At 59.9% G+C, this 16,926-nt stretch carries 20 protein-coding genes; 7 read left to right on the top strand and 13 right to left on the bottom strand.

Annotation, left to right across the window (positions count from 1 at the left end):
• Positions 1-825 (top strand): ion transporter, encoded by an 825-nt coding sequence (locus PMI27_RS05940; protein WP_008145563.1) that lies wholly within the window; start codon positions 1-3, stop codon positions 823-825.
• Between the two features lie 193 nt (positions 826-1,018).
• Entirely contained in the window at positions 1,019-2,017 is a 999-nt protein-coding gene (locus PMI27_RS05945; RefSeq protein WP_008145562.1) for a sulfate ABC transporter substrate-binding protein, read from the top strand.
• Between the two features lie 191 nt (positions 2,018-2,208).
• Here PMI27_RS05945 and PMI27_RS05950 read toward each other — a convergent pair whose 3' ends face one another.
• A complete protein-coding gene (locus PMI27_RS05950; protein WP_008145560.1) occupies positions 2,209-2,838 on the bottom strand; it encodes a hypothetical protein in 630 nt (209 codons plus the stop codon).
• 235 nt (positions 2,839-3,073) lie between these two features.
• Here PMI27_RS05950 and PMI27_RS05955 point away from each other — a divergent pair, with 235 nt between their 5' ends.
• The 3 genes from PMI27_RS05955 (at position 3,074) to PMI27_RS05965 (ending at position 6,217) form a co-directional block, all read left to right on the top strand.
• Entirely contained in the window at positions 3,074-4,279 is a 1,206-nt protein-coding gene (locus PMI27_RS05955; protein ID WP_008145559.1) for an MFS transporter, read from the top strand.
• A 183-nt stretch (positions 4,280-4,462) separates the two neighbouring features.
• Complete coding sequence (locus tag PMI27_RS05960; RefSeq protein WP_008145558.1) at positions 4,463-5,182, top strand: SDR family oxidoreductase; 720 nt, start codon at positions 4,463-4,465, stop codon at positions 5,180-5,182.
• 147 nt (positions 5,183-5,329) lie between these two features.
• A complete protein-coding gene (locus PMI27_RS05965) occupies positions 5,330-6,217 on the top strand; it encodes a LysR family transcriptional regulator (RefSeq protein ID WP_008145557.1) in 888 nt (295 codons plus the stop codon).
• 181 nt (positions 6,218-6,398) lie between these two features.
• On the opposite strand, the gene PMI27_RS05970 is transcribed toward PMI27_RS05965, so the two are convergent.
• The 10 genes from PMI27_RS05970 to ccmA all read right to left on the bottom strand — a co-directional run bounded on the left by PMI27_RS05970 (position 6,399) and on the right by ccmA (position 13,764).
• Complete coding sequence (locus tag PMI27_RS05970) at positions 6,399-6,803, bottom strand: hypothetical protein (protein ID WP_008145556.1); 405 nt, start codon at positions 6,801-6,803, stop codon at positions 6,399-6,401.
• Between the two features lie 14 nt (positions 6,804-6,817).
• Positions 6,818-8,020: a c-type cytochrome biogenesis protein CcmI gene (ccmI, locus tag PMI27_RS05975; protein WP_008145553.1), complete on the bottom strand. Its 1,203-nt coding sequence runs from the start codon at positions 8,018-8,020 to the stop codon at positions 6,818-6,820.
• Complete coding sequence (locus PMI27_RS05980; RefSeq protein WP_008145552.1) at positions 8,013-8,486, bottom strand: cytochrome c-type biogenesis protein; 474 nt, start codon at positions 8,484-8,486, stop codon at positions 8,013-8,015. The genes ccmI and PMI27_RS05980 overlap by 8 nt, the downstream gene beginning before the upstream one ends.
• Positions 8,483-9,019, bottom strand: coding sequence for a DsbE family thiol:disulfide interchange protein (locus tag PMI27_RS05985; protein WP_008145551.1), 537 nt, complete (start codon positions 9,017-9,019; stop codon positions 8,483-8,485). Before PMI27_RS05985 ends, PMI27_RS05980 begins: the two co-directional genes overlap by 4 nt.
• The gene (locus tag PMI27_RS05990; protein WP_008145549.1) at positions 9,016-11,004 is read right to left on the bottom strand and encodes a heme lyase CcmF/NrfE family subunit; all 1,989 of its coding nucleotides are present in this window, start codon (positions 11,002-11,004) and stop codon (positions 9,016-9,018) included. The genes PMI27_RS05985 and PMI27_RS05990 overlap by 4 nt, the downstream gene beginning before the upstream one ends.
• 3 nt (positions 11,005-11,007) lie before the next feature.
• A complete protein-coding gene (gene ccmE, locus PMI27_RS05995; protein WP_008145548.1) occupies positions 11,008-11,463 on the bottom strand; it encodes a cytochrome c maturation protein CcmE in 456 nt (151 codons plus the stop codon).
• Entirely contained in the window at positions 11,460-11,636 is a 177-nt protein-coding gene (gene ccmD / locus PMI27_RS06000; protein ID WP_008145547.1) for a heme exporter protein CcmD, read from the bottom strand. The genes ccmE and ccmD overlap by 4 nt, the downstream gene beginning before the upstream one ends.
• Positions 11,633-12,388, bottom strand: coding sequence for a heme ABC transporter permease (locus PMI27_RS06005; RefSeq protein ID WP_033053494.1), 756 nt, complete (start codon positions 12,386-12,388; stop codon positions 11,633-11,635). The genes ccmD and PMI27_RS06005 overlap by 4 nt, the downstream gene beginning before the upstream one ends.
• A 75-nt stretch (positions 12,389-12,463) precedes the next feature.
• Positions 12,464-13,132: a heme exporter protein CcmB gene (ccmB, locus tag PMI27_RS06010; protein WP_008155797.1), complete on the bottom strand. Its 669-nt coding sequence runs from the start codon at positions 13,130-13,132 to the stop codon at positions 12,464-12,466.
• Positions 13,129-13,764 carry a cytochrome c biogenesis heme-transporting ATPase CcmA gene (gene ccmA, locus PMI27_RS06015; protein ID WP_007894233.1) on the bottom strand — a complete coding sequence of 212 codons (636 nt, stop codon included), beginning with the start codon at positions 13,762-13,764 and terminating at the stop codon, positions 13,129-13,131. The genes ccmB and ccmA overlap by 4 nt, the downstream gene beginning before the upstream one ends.
• A gap of 197 nt (positions 13,765-13,961) precedes the next feature.
• Here ccmA and fliK point away from each other — a divergent pair, with 197 nt between their 5' ends.
• Entirely contained in the window at positions 13,962-15,536 is a 1,575-nt protein-coding gene (gene fliK, locus PMI27_RS06020; protein ID WP_008155800.1) for a flagellar hook-length control protein FliK, read from the top strand.
• Positions 15,533-15,862 carry an EscU/YscU/HrcU family type III secretion system export apparatus switch protein gene (locus PMI27_RS06025; protein WP_008155802.1) on the top strand — a complete coding sequence of 110 codons (330 nt, stop codon included), beginning with the start codon at positions 15,533-15,535 and terminating at the stop codon, positions 15,860-15,862. Before fliK ends, PMI27_RS06025 begins: the two co-directional genes overlap by 4 nt.
• 128 nt (positions 15,863-15,990) lie before the next feature.
• Here PMI27_RS06025 and PMI27_RS06030 read toward each other — a convergent pair whose 3' ends face one another.
• Positions 15,991-16,383 (bottom strand): DUF2802 domain-containing protein, encoded by a 393-nt coding sequence (locus PMI27_RS06030; RefSeq protein WP_008155804.1) that lies wholly within the window; start codon positions 16,381-16,383, stop codon positions 15,991-15,993.
• Positions 16,384-16,869, bottom strand: a complete 486-nt coding sequence (locus tag PMI27_RS06035) for a chemotaxis protein CheW (protein WP_008155806.1) — start codon at positions 16,867-16,869, stop codon at positions 16,384-16,386.
• Positions 16,870-16,926 lie beyond the last annotated feature (57 nt).

Raw genomic sequence — 16,926 nt, 5'->3', positions numbered from 1 at the left:
ATGGACAGCAGCAAAAACTGGCGTGAAGAGCTTTACGTCATGGTTTTCCAGAGCGACACCAAGGCCGGTCGGCGCTTCGACGGCATTCTGCTGTTGATCATCCTCGCCAGCATTGTGATCGTGATGCTCGACAGCATCGACGCGGTTCACCAGAACTACGCCGACCTGCTGGCGTACATCGAGTGGGGCTTCACGGTCATCTTCGCCATCGAATACGGCCTGCGCCTGTACTGTTCGCCCAAGCCGTTGCGCTACGCGTTCAGCTTCTATGGACTGGTGGATTTGCTGGCGATCGTGCCCGGCATTCTTGCACTGTATTACGCTGATGCGCAGTACCTGCTGATTATCCGGATCATTCGGATGCTGCGGATTTTCCGCGTGCTCAAGCTGAGTCCGTACCTCAAGCAAGCCAACTATCTGATGTCCGCATTGCGCGGCAGCAAGCAGAAGATCGTGGTGTTTCTGCTCAGCGTCTGCACCCTGGTGACGGTGTTCGGTACGCTGATGTACGTGATCGAAGGCCCGGAGCACGGCTTCACCAGCATTCCCAAAGGCATCTATTGGGCTATCGTCACGCTGACCACCGTGGGCTTCGGCGACATCGTGCCGAAGACACCGCTGGGCCAGGTGATATCGTCGCTGGTGATGATCACCGGTTACTCGATCATCGCCGTGCCGACGGGAATTTTCACCGCCGAACTGGCCAACGCAATGCGCGGTGAACAACTGCAACATGACTGCCCGGTGTGCAAGAAAAACAACCACGAGCATGGGGCGGCGTTCTGCTCACGATGCGGGAATGTGTTGTTTAAGAAAATGGAATAAGCAAAGTATTTTTTAATCTTTAAAGGACTATGCGAGCCCCGTTATAGTCGCCGGCTAAACGGTGGCAACACCTCTTCGATGACTGACAACTAACCTGTAGGAGCTGCCGCAGGCTGCGATCTTTTGATCTTGAAGAATCAACATCAAAAGATCGCAGCCTGCGGCAGCTCCTACAAAGAACAAGGACTGCGCAGTGAAAAAACTCTTTGGCGCCTCACTTCTGGCCGCTGGCCTGGCTCTGTCCAGCGTGGCTCAGGCCGCACCGACCCTGCTTAACGTTTCCTACGACGTGATGCGCGATTTCTACAAGGACTACAACTCTGCCTTCCAGAAACACTGGCAAACCGAGCACAACGAAAACATCACCCTGCAGATGTCCTTCGGCGGCTCCAGCAAACAGGCGCGCTCGGTGATCGATGGCCTGCCGGCTGACGTCATCACCATGAACATGGCCACCGACATCAACGCCCTGGCGGACAACGGCAAACTGGTCCCGGATAACTGGGTCACACGCCTGCCAAACAACAGCGCGCCGTTCACCTCGGCCACCGTGTTCATCGTCCGCAAAGGCAACCCGAAAGCCCTAAAAGACTGGCCCGACCTGCTCAAGGACGGCGTGCAGGTGATCGTGCCAAACCCGAAAACGTCGGGTAACGGCCGCTACACCTACCTCTCGGCCTGGGGTTATGTGCTGAAAAACGGTGGCGACGAAAGCAAAGCCAAAGACTTCGTCGGCAAGCTGTTCAAGCAAGCGCCGGTGCTCGACACCGGTGGCCGCGCCGCCACTACGACCTTCATGACCAACCAGATTGGTGATGTGCTGGTGACCTTCGAAAACGAAGCGGAAATGATTGCCCGTGAGTTTGGTCGTGATCAGTTTGAAGTCATTTACCCAAGCGTCTCCGCCGAAGCCGAGCCGCCCGTATCGGTGGTCGACAAGACCGTCGACAAGAAAGGCACCCGCGCGGCGGCCGAGGAATATTTGAAGTACCTGTGGTCGCCGGAAGGTCAGGAGATTGCTGCGGCGAACTACCTGCGTCCGCGTGACCCGGCGGTACTGGCCAAGTACACCGATCGTTTCCCGAAAGTGGATTTCCTGTCGGTGGAGAAGACCTTTGGTGACTGGCGAACTGTGCAGAAGACTCACTTCAATGATGGCGGGATCTTTGATCAGATCTACAGCGGTCAGTAATTCCTGAGTCCAATGAAAAAGGCGACCTGAGAAGGTCGCCTTTTTTGTGGCCGAACACAAAACTCGTGTTCGCTGAAAATCCCCTGTGGGAGTGAGCCTGCTCGCGATGACATTTATCCATTCGATAAATTTGTTGCCTGACACGCCGCCATCGCGAGCAGGCTCGCTCCCACAGGGTTTGCGCCAAGCAGTTACATCGGCGGTGTCACGCCATCCTTGCCGGCCGCGATCGATTGCGCGGTGAGTGTCCCGTCAGCACTTTGGGTCACAAACGTCACGATCTTCACCCCCACCTTCAACAAGCTGCGATCACCCGGTACCAGGTTCACGATCGGCACATCCTCCGGCACCAGAATCTTCTGCTGGCCGCCCTTGTAGTTGACGGTCAAGACCCGACCATTGCTGACGACCAAATCGCCCACGCTGCCATTGGTCATGCTGCTGCCCTTGACCAGGTCGAAGGGTCGATGGCCGTCGCCGCTGCCGGCCAGTTCCGGTGGAAAGACATGGACTTCCAGTGCCTTGAGGGTTCCGTCCTCCTGCGGTATGGCTGCCGAACCGATGTAGCTGCCGGGCTTGATGTCTTCGATATTGGCCAGGGTGACGGCGCGGACTTTGGTGTCCTTGGTCAGATTGATGACCACGTTTTCACCACTGTTGACGTGGACTTTCAGCACGTCGGGGCTGACCCCGGTGATCTCGCCGCGAACCCCGATACGCATGCCCGGCGCGTCAGCAGCCTGGGCAAGACCTGCCGTGAACAAGCCGATCAAGGTAACAACTGAAGCGCCGCGAATCAGGTGACGAAACATCGCATTCATGAAAGTGCCTTCCGTTTATGAAACTTGAAGTGAGAACATAAGCACGCTATCGAACAGGATGTAAGTGAATGTATCATCGGACCTCAATGTTTTGACGCCATGCTCCTCGATGGGCATCACACTCGTCCGTCACTCATTCCGCAACGGAATGATTGCTATCACTCCAAACCCTCTTCTGCCCATTCCGATAGCCCTTTAGCCTGCGCGCATTCTCTTTTGCTCAGCGAGACCCGTTATGAATCCAGCGACCCCAGTGCCCCACGGCACCGCGACAATGACCCGAGGCATGGTGCTGCTGTTTGCCTTCTGCTGCGGCGCCATCGTTGCCAACATTTACTACGCCCAACCGATCATCGGCCTGATCGCGCCGGACATCGGCCTGACCAGCACCATGGCCAGCCTGATCGTTTCGCTGACCCAGATCGGTTATGCGTTGGGTTTGTTTTTCCTGGTGCCGCTGGGTGACTTGCTGGAAAACCGCCGCTTGATGATCATCACGACCGTGGTGGCGATTGCCAGTCTATTGGGTGCAGCGTTCACCGATCAGCCAAACGTGTTTCTGCTGATTTCGTTGTTGGTGGGATTCAGTTCAGTGTCGGTGCAGATCCTGATTCCACTGGCTGCGCACTTGGCCCCGGAAGAGTCTCGTGGCCGTGTGGTCGGCGGGATCATGGGCGGTTTGCTGTTGGGGATTCTGTTGGCGCGACCGGTGTCCAGCGTGGTGGCTGACCATTTTGGCTGGCGTGCGATGTTTGTGATTGCAGCGGTGCTGATGGCGGCGATCAGCATGGTGTTGGCGCTGACGATTCCCAAGCGCCAGCCTGATCACAGCGCTTCTTATGGTCAGTTGTTGGGCTCGCTGTGGACCCTGTTGCGTCAACAACCGGTGTTGCGTCAGCGCGCGTTTTACCAAGGGTGCATGTTCGCCACCTTCAGCCTGTTCTGGACCGCCGTACCGCTGGAACTGGCGCGCAATCATGGCTTGTCGCAAACCCAGATCGCGATCTTCGCCCTGGTCGGGGCCATCGGCGCCATCGCCGCCCCCATTGCCGGTCGACTGGCCGATGCCGGCCACACCCGCATCGCCTCACTGCTGGCCCTGCTGTTCGCCAGCCTGAGTTTTCTGCCCGCCTTCATCCACCCGGTCTACAGCGTCATCGGCCTCGCCGTCACCGGCGTGGTGCTCGACTTCTGCGTACAGATGAACATGGTCCTCGGCCAACGCGCGGTCTACGCCCTCGACGCCAAAAGCCGCAGCCGCCTGAATGCGCTGTACATGACCAGCATCTTCATCGGTGGGGCGTTTGGCTCCTCGGTGGCCAGTGCGGTGTATGAACACGGCGGCTGGTTGTGGATCGTGATTGTGGGTAGCGCGTTTCCGTTGTTGGCGTTGATTCGGTTTTTGAGTGTTTCAGAAAAGCGTTCGTTGGCGACGGCGTAATCATTAAAAGCATCGCGGGCAAGCCACGCTCCCACAGGAATCAGGATCTCGCCTGATCCGTTACGCCGAGGTCAACCCGGATTACACTCACCGTCCTGAGCCTGACGCGATGCTGGATGCGATTCGCGGCTGAACCGATCAAATGCCGCCTGAGCCGCGGCATGTTCTCTCAAGGAGTGTGTAATGACCCGACGTACCTTTCTCATCACCGGCGCCAGCAAAGGCATCGGCCGTGCGGTCGCCGAGCATCTGGATCGCGCGGGGCATCGGGTGGTCGGAATCGCCCGATCGCCCGACCTGAGCTTTCCCGGCATTCTGTTTCCGCTGGATCTGAGCAACAGGGCACTGACTCAGGAAGTGCTGGCTGATCTGGCCAGGACTTATGAGTTCGACGGGCTGGTGAATAACGTCGGGCTGGTGCGCCCGCAGGTGCTGGGGGAAATCGACCTCGACACGTTCGACGACGTGATGCGGGTCAACCTGCATTCGGCGTTGCAGGCCACTCAGGCACTGCTGCCGAACATGCGCGCCAAGGGCTGGGGTCGGGTGGTGAACATTTCCAGCCTGACCGTGCTGGGTATCACGCAACGCACCGCCTACGCGGCGGCCAAAGCGGCGTTGATCAGCTTCACACGATCCTGGGCGCTGGAACTGGCGCAAACCGGCGTGACGGTAAACGCCGTGGCCCCGGGCCCGACTGAAACAGAACTGTTTCGCGCCAACAATCCGCCGGGCAGTGAGGGTGAAGCGCGGTATCTGGCCGGCGTTCCGATGGGGCGGTTGGGGCAACCGCAGGAGATCGCGGCGGCGATTGCGTTTTTGTTGTCCGAGCAGAGCGGGTTTATCACCGGGCAAACCTTGTTTGTCGATGGCGGCGCCTCAATCGGCAAAGCTGCGTTCTGACCGACAACCCAAATCCCCTGTGGGAGCGAGCCTGCTCGCGATGAACGATGACGCAGTTTTACTGATAACCCGCAGCGCCTTCATCGCGAGCAGGCTCGCTCCCACACTGAATCTCCGACAATATTCAGAATTGTAGAAGGACTATAGATGGACCGCCTCGCCGCAATGGAAACCTTCGTCTACGTGGTGGAAACCGGCTCGTTTTCCGCCGCCGCCCGGCGCCTGAACATTGGCCAACCCGCCGTCTCGAAAGCCATCGCGCATTTGGAGGCCCGCCTCGCGGTCAGGCTGCTGTTGCGCTCGACCCGAGGCCTGACACCCACCGAAGCTGGCCTGGCCTTTTTCGAACGGTCCAAGCGTGCCATCGAAGAAGCGGACGAGGCTGACAATGCCGCTCGCGGTGCCGCCAGCGGCCTGACCGGCAACCTGCGCATCTGCGCCGCCGTGACCTTCGGCCGGCTGCACATCGTTCCGCACCTGGGGCCATTTCTCGATCAGAACCCGGGCCTGAACATCGATTTGATGCTGGACGATCGCAACGTCAATCTGGTGGAAGAAGGCGTCGACATCGCCCTGCGCATGGGCGCCTTGAGCGACTCCGGCCTCACCGCCCGCAAGATCGCCGAGTGCCGGCGCGTGGTGCTGGGCACGCCCGCCTATTTCGAAAAACACGGCGAGCCCACCTGCCCTGCCGATCTGAGTAAACACCAAGCCGTCATCTACACCTTGGGCGGTAGTGCCAGTTGGCAATTGCGCAACGGGACAGATGATCAGTCCGTCATCATCAGCGGGCGAATCCGCGTCAACGCCGCCGAGGGTCTGCGTGCAGCCGTGCTCGCTCATCAAGGCCTGACCATGGCATCCGAATGGATGTTTGCCCCGGAACTGGCCAACGGCGCGGTCCGGGAAGTGATGAAGGATTGGACGTTACCGAATCAGGACCTTTGGGCGGTGTTTCCCACAGGCAGAATGGCCAGTGCGAAGGCTCGGGCGTTTGCGGAGTATGTGCAGGGGTTGCTGACAAAGGAGGTTTGAAACTCCCCGCGCCCCTGAACTACACAATCAAGATCAAAAGATCGCAGGCTTCGCCAGCTCCTACCTTTATCGAGTACACCCGCCGGTCATTGTCGTACACGATCCTGTAGGAGCTGGCGAAGCCTGCGATCTTTTCAGACTCTAAAAAGCAAAACGGCGATCCTTAGATCGCCGTTTCTGTTTACTGCCCGAATTGCCGTCCCAACCCGCCCGGCACGCCATGGATATCCGTCTCTTCCCACGGCCCGTTCGGGCTGATCGACCGGCTCCAGCCGTTGTTCCAGCGGTAGTACGTGCGCTGGCGGTAGAAGGTGTTGGTCTGATCATCGAGAACGTACACGCCGAGCTTGGCGTCCCAATGGCTGTTGCCACCCGGCGGCGGCGCGAAGCTGGCGGAGGTGCGTGGCAGCGGTTTGGCGGGCTTGGCCGGGATGCTCGTCTTGCCCGGTGTCGGTGTCGGGGATGGCGTCGGACGCGGCTGCGACGGCGGGATCGGTGGCAGCCGTTCAGGCTGCTGTGGCTGGACCACGCAAGCGCTTAACCCCAAAACCATACTGAGCAGGGTGATACGAGCGAGGGCGGTCATAGTGGCGTTTCCTGTCATTTGTCCGGGCTGTCGATGGTCAGTGTTTGCTGCGTCGTGGTGCTGCTGGCCAGAGGCTGGCTGCGACCGATCCATTCGCCGGCAGTGGGTTTACCGGCGCGAGAGATGCGTGCAACCAGTTGGACTTCAGGGAAGTTCGACAGTTTCAACTGCGGCATCATTGCATCGGCGTCGCCTAGCTCGACGGTCGCCGGCAGGTCGGCCACGGTCAGACGTTTGGCGGCCAGGGGTGCCGGAGGCCCTGCGGTGGCGCGGGCGAAGATGAATACGCTGTCGCCCGGCTGGACCTTGGCTTTGAGCTCTGGCGCCAGATCCACTCGCACCTTGAGCAGTGCCGCCACCTTGGCGGCGGGCGCCTGGGCGACCTTGCCGCCGCTGGCTTCGAGTTTCTCGGTGGCCCGAGTGATGCCGCCTTGCAGCGCGGCGCGGGAACTGTCCTCCGGTGGCAGTTGCACCAGCAGGCGATTCCAGTAATCGATGGCGTCCTGATAACGCTGGCTTTCAAAGGCAGCAATACCGAGCAAGCCAAGGCTGGTGACTTCTTTCGGATCGGCTTTGAGTGCTTCATCGGTCAGGGCCTGAACCTTGTCCGACCACTTCTTGCCGTCGGCGAAGTACTGGGCCTGCGCCCATTGACCCAACAGCTCCGGCTGACGACCGGCCAGGTTCACCGTGCGCTCGAAGATCTTCGCCGCATCGCCAGGGCGATCCTGGGCCATGTACGTGCGACCGAGGAAATACAGGCCTTCAGCCGAATCCGGCTGAGCCGCGACCGCACGCTCCAGGCGACGGGTCATCTCTTCCATCGACTGCGGCGCCTGGGAGAATTCGCGGGTCAGTTCGACCTTGTCGCTGGCGCCGAAATGCAGATACAGGCCGAGGCCCAGCACCGGCACCAGAATCGCCGCCAGCAAGGGCCACGGTTTGCCCAGGCGGGACACGCGTGGCGCCTCGACGCCTTCAGTGTCGGCGAGCAATTCACGGGCGGCTTCGGCGCGACCGGTGTCCATTTGCGTGGCGTCGAGAACGCCCTCTTCCTGCTGAGTCTGCAACTCAGCCACGCGTTCCTGATACAGCGCGACGTTCAGGGCCGTACGATCCTCTTCAAGCTGGGCGCGACGACCACGCAGAACAGGAATCAGCAGAAAACTCAGGGCAACCAGAAGCAGCAGACCTGCAGCGAGCCAGAAATCAATCATTCTTGGTTTTATCCAACAGGTGGTCGAGGCGCTCACGCTCCTCGGCAGAGAGCTCATCCTTGGTGTCAGCGCGTTGCACGCGACGACGGCGGACGATCACGGCGATGATCACAAAACCGCCCAGCAGCAGGCCGGCAGGGCCGAACCAGAGCACAGCAGTCTTGGCGTTCAGAGCGGGTTTGTAACGGACGAAATCACCGTAACGGTCGACCATGAAGTCGATGATCTGCTGGTTGTCCTTGCCCTCGCCGAGCATGCGAAAAATCTCTTTGCGCAGGTCGGCGGCGATCGGTGCGTTGGAATCGGCAATGTCCTGATTCTGGCACTTGGGGCAACGCAGCTCTTTGGTCAGCTCGCGAAAACGCTCGCGATCACCTTCTTTGGCGAACTCGTAGGTGTCGATGGCCGCGTGCGCCACGCCGGCCATGCTCAAACCCAATACCGCGGCGGCTATCCAGCGCTTCATGGCTTGGCCTCATCAACCAGCGCCTGATACTTGGCCGCCAGTTTTTCGCGCCAGACCTGTTCGTCGATCACGCCAACGAACTTGTCGCGGATGATGCCCTTGGCGTCGATAAAGAAGGTTTCCGGAGCGCCGTACACACCCAGGTTCAAACCCAAAGTGCCTGCGTCGTCACGAATGTCCAGCTGGTACGGATTGTGGAATTCCACCAGCCACTTCAAGGCGTCAGCGTTGACGTCCTTGTAGTTGATGCCGTAGATCACCACGCCCTTCTCGGCCAGTTTATTCAGCACCGGGTGCTCGACCCGGCAAGAAATGCACCACGTGCCCCAGACGTTGACCAGCGCTGGTTTACCCAGAATGTCGGCCTTGGTCAGGGTCTTGTCGCCCTGCACGGCCGGCAGGGAAAACTCCGGGAACGGCTTGTTGATCATCGCCGAGGGCAACTCGGCCGGGTTCAGGAACAGACCGCGATAAAGGAAAACAGCCACTACCAGGAAAATCACCAGGGGCAACAGCATCAACCAACGTCTCATGCCGTGGCTCCCGTCATACCCAGCGCTTCACGCACACGGCTGTTCACCTTGACCCGATAACGGCGATCCAATGCCGCCAGCAACCCGCCCAAACCGGTAAGCAGTCCACCGAACCAGATCCAGCGCACGAACGGTTTGACGTGGACGCGAACGGCCCAGGCGCCATCGCCCAACGGTTCGCCGAGTGCGACGTAGAGGTCGCGGGTGAAACCGGCGTCGATCCCGGCTTCGGTCATCACCGAGTTCTGCACGGTGTAGAGGCGTTTTTCCGGGTGCAGCACGCTGACTTCGTTGCCGTTGCGGATCACCCGAACGGTGCCCTTGTCGGAGGTGAAGTTCGGGCCTTCGAAATGCTTGGCGCCTTCGAATATGAACTGGTAACCGCCCAGGTCCATCGACTCACCCGGCGCCAGACGCAGGTCGCGCTCGGCACTGTTCTGGCTCGACAGCACGACGCCGAGGGCACACACGGCGATACCGAGGTGAGCGACCTGCATGCCCCAATAACTGCGGGTCAGGGTCGGCAGACCTTTGATCAAGCCCTTGTGGCGAGTCTTGTCGAAGATGTCACGCACACCGGCCAGCAACACCCAGGCCGCGAGCATGAAGGTCGCGATCACCGCCCAGTTGAAATCGCCATAAGCGACACCGGCGACCACGGCCAGCGCGGCGCTGCCGAGCAACACCGGGGTCAGCATGCTCATCAGCCATTTGACCGGGGTGTCTTTCCAGCGCACCAACATGCCGACCGCCATCACCATCATCAGCAAGGCCATCAACGGAATGAACAGTGCGTTGAAGTACGGTGGGCCGACCGACAGCTTGGCGCCGGTCATCGCATCGAGGATCAGCGGATACAACGTGCCCAGCAGAATCATCGACGCCGCCACCACCAGCACCAGGTTGTTACCCAGCAGCAGGGTTTCCCGGGACCAGAGGTTGAAGCCGACGTGGCTCTTCACCACCGGAGCGCGCAGGGCGAACAACGTCAGCGAACCACCGACTACAAACAGCAAGAAGATCAGGATGAACACGCCGCGTTCAGGGTCGGACGCAAAGGCGTGAACCGAGGTCAGCACGCCGGAACGCACCAGGAAGGTCCCCAGCAAACTCAACGAGAACGCAGCGATGGCCAGCAATACGGTCCAGCTCTTGAACACGCCACGTTTTTCCGTGACCGCCAACGAGTGAATCAGCGCCGTACCCACCAGCCAAGGCATGAAGGAGGCGTTTTCCACCGGGTCCCAGAACCACCAGCCGCCCCAGCCGAGTTCGTAGTACGCCCACCATGAACCGAGGGTGATGCCGATACCGAGGAAGGCCCAGGCGACGATGGTCCACGGACGGGACCAGCGAGCCCACGCTGCATCAAGACGACCACCCAGCAGTGCAGCGATGGCGAAAGCGAAGGCCACGGAGAAACCGACATAACCCATGTACAGCATCGGCGGGTGAACGATCAGACCGATGTCTTGCAGCAAGGGATTGAGGTCACGACCGTCCGCAGGAATCTGCGGCAGGATGCGGGCGAAAGGGTTCGAGGTGAGGATCAGGAACAGCAGGAAACCGGTGCTGATCATGCCCATCACCGCCAACACCCGCGCCAGCATCACTTGCGGCAACTGCCGGGAGAACACCGACACCGCGAAGGTCCAGCCGCCAAGGATCAACGCCCACAGCAGCAACGACCCTTCGTGCGCGCCCCACACCGCGCTGAACTTGTAGTACCACGGCAAGGCGCTGTTGGAGTTGCTGGCCACATAGGCGACGGAGAAATCGTCGGCCATGAAGGCGTAAGTCAGGCAACCGAAGGAGAACAACAGAAACGCGAATTGCCCCCAAGCCGCTGGCTGAGCGAGGCTCATCCACAAGCGGTCACCGCGCCAGGCACCGAACAACGGCACCACGGCCTGAACCAGCGCGAAACACAGCGCCAGAATCATGGCCAGATGGCCGAGTTCAGGAATATAGAGTCCAGACGTCATCGATCAACCCTCCTTCGCGGGCGTTGGAGCAGATTGACCACTGTCTTTCAAAGCCTTGGTCACTTCCGGCGGCATGTACTTTTCATCGTGCTTGGCCAGCACTTCGTCGGCCACCACCACGCCGTCGGCGTTGAGCTTGCCCAGGGCAACGATGCCCTGCCCTTCGCGGAACAGGTCCGGAAGGATGCCGCGATAAGTGATGGTCACGGATTTACTGAAGTCGGTGACGATGAATTTCACGTCCAGCGAATCGCCGGAACGTTGCAGCGAACCTTTCTCGACCATGCCGCCGGCGCGGATGCGCGTGTCTTGCGGGGCTTCGCCGTTGGCGATCTGGGTCGGGGTGTAAAACAGATTGATGTTTTGCTGCAGGGCGCTCAGGGCCAGGCCGACGGCAGCACCGACGCCGACCAGGATCGCGAGAATGATGATAAGACGCTTTTTGCGCAGCGGATTCACTTGCCGTTCTCCCGGCGCAGACGACGCGCCTCTTGTTGCAGATACCGCTTGCGGGCCAGGATTGGCGCCGCCACGTTGAGGGCCAGCACCGCCAGGCAGATGCCATAGGCTGACCAGACATACAGGGCATGATGGCCCATGGCGAGGAAGTCGCCGAATGAAGCAAAACTCATCGAGCGGCCTCCAGACTGTTCTGCACTTCGGCCTTGACCCAACTGGCGCGGGCTTCGCGCTTGAGCACTTCAAGACGCATGCGCAGCAGCAACACCGCGCCGAAGAAACAGTAGAAACCCAGCACCGTCAGCAGCAGCGGCAGCCACATCTCGGCGGGCATTGCCGGTTTTTCGGTGAGGGTGAACGTCGCACCCTGGTGCAGGGTGTTCCACCACTCCACCGAGTATTTGATGATCGGGATGTTGATCACGCCGACAATCGCCAACACCGCGCAGGCCTTGGCGGCACTGTCACGATTGCTGATCGCATTGCCCAGCGCAATAAGACCGAAGTACAGAAACAGCAGAATAAGCATGGACGTAAGTCGTGCATCCCAGACCCACCACGAGCCCCAGGTCGGTTTGCCCCAGATCGCGCCGGTGACCAGCGCCACGGCGGTCATCCACGCGCCAATGGGCGCCGCGCATTGCAGGGCGACGTCTGCCAGCTTCATCTTCCACACCAGCCCGACGATGCCACAGATCGCCAGCATCACGTAGATGGACTGGGCCAGCATGGCGGCCGGAACGTGGATATAAATGATGCGAAAGCTGTTGCCTTGCTGGTAGTCCGGCGGCGCGAAGGCCAGGCCCCACACTACACCAACGCTGATCAGCAGCAACGCAGCGATACTCAGCCACGGCAGCAGTTTGCCGCTGATGCCGTAAAACCATTTGGGCGAGCCGAGCTTATGAAACCAGGTCCAGTTCATTACTGTTTCCATCACGGTTGCTCTTCGCTTTGAAGAGCCAAGGGTCTTTACTGATCAAAATTTGACCAGACCTCATTATTCGCCGACGCTGATCTTCAGGCCAGCAGCGATTGCAAAAGGTGTCAGCGTTATCGCCAGGGCGGTCAGGCTACCAAGCCACAAGAGATAACCGGTCGCCGGCATTCCCTGCAATGCCGCCTGCAAGGCGCCACTGCCGAGAATCAACACCGGGATGTACAACGGCAGAATCAGCAGCGCCAGCAACAGGCCACCGCGCTTCAATCCCACCGTCAGGGCTGCGCCCACCGCACCGAGCAGGCTCAGCACCGGTGTACCCAGCAACAAGGAAAGCAGCAACACCGGCAGACAGGCGGTTGGCAAACCGAGCATCAATGCCAGTAATGGAGCGAGCAAAACCAGTGCCAGACCGGAGAAGGACCAGTGTGCCAGTACCTTGGCCAAAACCAGAAGAGGCAGGGGGTGCGACGAAAGGACCCACTGCTCAAGCGATCCGTCTTCGAAATCACTGCGGAAAAGCCCGTCCAGCGAGAGCAAAACCGATAAAAGGGCCGCTACCCAGACCAGTCCCGGAGACAAGGTTTGCAACAATTGAGACTCGGGTCCGACCGCCAACGGGAACAGGGAAACCACGATCGCGAAGAATACGAGCGGATTGGCCAACTCCGCCGGACGGCGGAACAACAATCGGGCTTCACGGGCGACCAACAGGCCGAAAACACTCATACGGCCCAATTCCCCAGATCAATGTCGCGATAGCCGGCCGGCATCCGGGTCAGCGTGTGGTGAGTGGTCAAGACCACCATGCCACCGCGCTCGCAGTGTGCGGCCAGGTGTTCTTCGAGTTGCGCCACGCCTTGTTTGTCGAGCGCGGTGAATGGCTCATCGAGGATCCAGAGCGGCGGGCTTTCCAGGTACAACCGCGCCAACGCGACCCGGCGTTGCTGCCCGGCAGACAGCGTATGGCAAGGAACATCCTCGAAACCGCGCAGTCCGACAGCCGTCAGCGCCTGCCAGATCGCCTCATGGGAGGCCGGTTGATGCAAGGCGCAAAGCCAGCTCAGATTCTCTTCCGGCGTCAGCAAATCCTTGATCCCGGCGGCATGGCCGATCCACAGCAGGTTGCGCGCCAGCTCAAAACGTTGCTCGTTCAATGGCTGGCCGTTGAGCAGCACCTGACCGGCAGTCGGCTGCATCAGCCCGCAAAGCAGACGTAAAAGGCTGGTTTTGCCACTGCCGTTGGGGCCGCTGATTTGCAACATTTCGCCACTGGCCAGTCTCAATTCGAGATTTTCGAAGAGCAGCCGAAGGTCTCGCTCACAGGCGAGGGCAACGGTTTGCAGGACAGGACTGGTCAAGAGATCACGGGCCTTTTGGGTTCAAGTCGGCAGTGGAGCGGCCGTTAAAGATATGCAGGATAAATGCATTGGCGGCCCGTTCTAAGGAGCTGGATCAAGTATTTGAAATGTTTTCAGCGCCCCGGATACAACGGGGCGGCATTATACATGCCATGCCCTACTCTCAAGAGGGCAATTTCCTCAGGTTGTGACCGCGTATGACAGGCGAAATGAACATCCTTGCGCTACCGCAAACCACGTCCGCGACTTCGCGACCGCTGGTGGTGAGTGGCGACCTGCTGAAGTTACTGACGCCGATGGAGGGCCTGATCACTGCCGGCCAGACCGCCAAGGCCGAAGTGCTGTCGCTCAAGCAGGCGGATCAAACCTTTCAACTGTTGCTTAAGGTCACCCTCGACAGCGGCCGTCAGACCACAGTCCAGGCCACCAGCACCCAACCGTTGCCTCAGGGCACCAGCCTGGCGATCACTCAGCCGTCGGCGGGTAATCTGGCCGTCACCGTGCAACAGGCCATCGCCTCCAGTGTCGCCACCCTCACTCGTATCGACACGGCGCAACTGCCCGTCGGCACCCTGCTGCAAGGCAAAGTACTGACCTCTCAGGTGTTGCCGCAGGTGCCGGGCCAGCCGACGGTGTTTCGCTCGATGGTGAGCTTGCTCAATACCGCGTTGAGCGGCAGCACCCTGAACATCGACAGCCCGACGCCGCTGCGCATCGGCACTTTGCTGAGTGCGCTGGTGCAGGACACCCAGACATTGAAGTTCGTGCCATTGAGCAGCCGCCAGGAGCAATTGGCAGTGACCCAACAACTGGTCAGTCAACAGAGCCGCCAGGGCTCGCTGGATGGCTTGCTCAATCTCCTGCAAAACCTGCCGGCCTCGGACCAGACGTCCAGTAATCTGCGTGCTGCCGTCGACAAGTTGCTCGCCGGCCTGCCGGATGTTCAACAACTCAGCACGCCAAAGGGGCTGGCCCAGGCTCTGGCCAATAGCGGCCTGTTCCTTGAAGCCAAACTGCTCAGCGGTCAGAACCCGACGCTGGCCCCGGACATGAAAGGTGATCTGCTCAAGCTGATCGCACAATTGACGCCAGGCCTGCCGGCCAACACCAGTCTCAACGCGATCATTGCCGCCAACACACTGGCCCAGGCCATGCCGAACTTCGTGCGCAGCGCCCTCGGCATGCTCGGTCAGGTCAGCGCCAAACCGCAGCCAACCAGCTTCCCGCTGCCCCAACGCCTGCTCCAAAGCATGGACGGCGAAGGCGATCTCGAGCACTTGCTGCGTTTGGCAGCCGCGGCGGTTTCACGCCTGCAAAGCCATCAACTGTCGAGCCTGGAACAGACCGGCGTCACTGACGACGGACGGTTGATGAGCACCTGGCAACTGGAAATCCCGATGCGCAATCTGCAGGACATCGTGCCGTTGCAGGTCAAGTTCCAGCGCGAAGAAGCGCCCGAGAAGGAACAGCAAAACGAACGCCGGGACGATCGCGACCCCAAACAACAATTGTGGCGAGTGGACCTGGCGTTCGACATGGAGCCCTTGGGCCCGTTGCAGATTCAGGCACAACTGATCAAAGGCAGCCTGTCCAGCCAGCTGTGGGCCGAACGCCCCTACACCGCGAGCCTGATCGAAAGTCATCTGGCCGAACTGCGCCAGCGTCTGCTGGCGTCCGGCCTGAATGTCGGCGATCTCGATTGCCATCTCGGCACACCGCCACAAGGCCCTCAAACCCGTCTCGAACAACGCTGGGTCGACGAAACCGCATGAAAACCCCAAACACCCCGCGCCAGGCCATCGCCCTCAAGTACGACGGCAGCCATGCCCCTACCCTCACGGCCAAAGGTGACGAAGCACTGGCCGAAGCCATTCTGAAGATTGCCCGCGAATGCGAAGTACCGATCTACGAGAACCCCGAGCTGGTGAAACTGCTGGCGCGGATGGAATTGGGGGAAAGTATTCCGGAGGAGTTGTATCGCACGATTGCCGAGATTATTGCGTTTGCGTGGAATTTGAAGGACAAGTTCCCGGCAGGGCATGATCCGAATGCGGCGATGGTCGAGAAGGACATCACCGATCGTGGGGATGATTACTGAGGTTTCGAGGACGCCATCGCGAGCAAGCTTTGCTCCTACGGAATGAGGCGTTCGTTGGATGTTTAAACGACTCTAACCCGTAGGAGCAAGGCTTGCCCGCGATGGCGATCTCGGCTGTATAGCAACTATCAGTTCTTGTGCAACTTGCTCATCAACTCCGCCTCAGCCTGGGTCAAGCCGCAGGACTGAGTCAGTTCATCGACGCTCGCGCCCATGCCGACCAGTTTTGCCGCCTGGGCAAACGACAGGCTCGACGGATCGCGTTGTTCCAGCTGAGCCAGTTTGTCCGGCAACGGGCCAACCACCGCGCGCAGCTCGTGCAGGTCTTGACCCATGCGCACGTTGCCGCTTTGGTAGTCCTCGACGCGCTTGGCCAGGTCCTTGATGCGCTGATCGCGCAGCGCATCGCCCTGGGCCTGTTGCGCGGCGATCAGTCGTTGGCCTCGTATGTACGCCAGAAACATCGCCAGCGTGCCTGCCCAAAAGAGGAACAGGACAATGACCGCTACCTCAAGAATCAATCAGATGTTCTCCAGATCCGACCATTCTTCTTCGCTCATCATCTTGTCCAGCTCGACCAGGATCAGCAGTTCGTTGTTCTTGTTGCACACGCCTTGAATGAACTTGGCGGATTCTTCGTTACCGACGTTCGGCGCGGTCTCGATTTCCGACTGACGCAGGTAAACCACTTCGGCCACGCTGTCGACCATGATCCCGACGACTTGCTTGTCGGCTTCGATGATGACGATACGAGTGTTGTCGCTGATCTCGGCATTCATCAGGCCGAAGCGCTGACGGGTGTCGATCACGGTGACCACGTTACCGCGCAGGTTGATGATGCCCAGCACGTAGCTCGGGGCACCCGGGACCGGGGCGATCTCGGTGTAACGCAGGACTTCCTGAACGCGCATCACGTTGATGCCGTAGGTTTCGTTGTCCAGTTTGAAGGTTACCCATTGCAGGATCGGATCTTCAGAACCTTTTGCATTCGTCGCTTGATTACTCATACCCTGACCCCTCGAAAAACCGCTTCTGGCGGTGTGTGTTCTGTTGGCGGCATTCAA

The sequence above is a fragment of the Pseudomonas sp. GM41(2012) genome (genome assembly GCF_000282315.2).
Taxonomy (GTDB): domain Bacteria; phylum Pseudomonadota; class Gammaproteobacteria; order Pseudomonadales; family Pseudomonadaceae; genus Aquipseudomonas.
The sequence above is the reverse complement of the archived record's forward strand: the minus strand, read 5'-3'. Positions and strand labels throughout refer to the sequence as shown.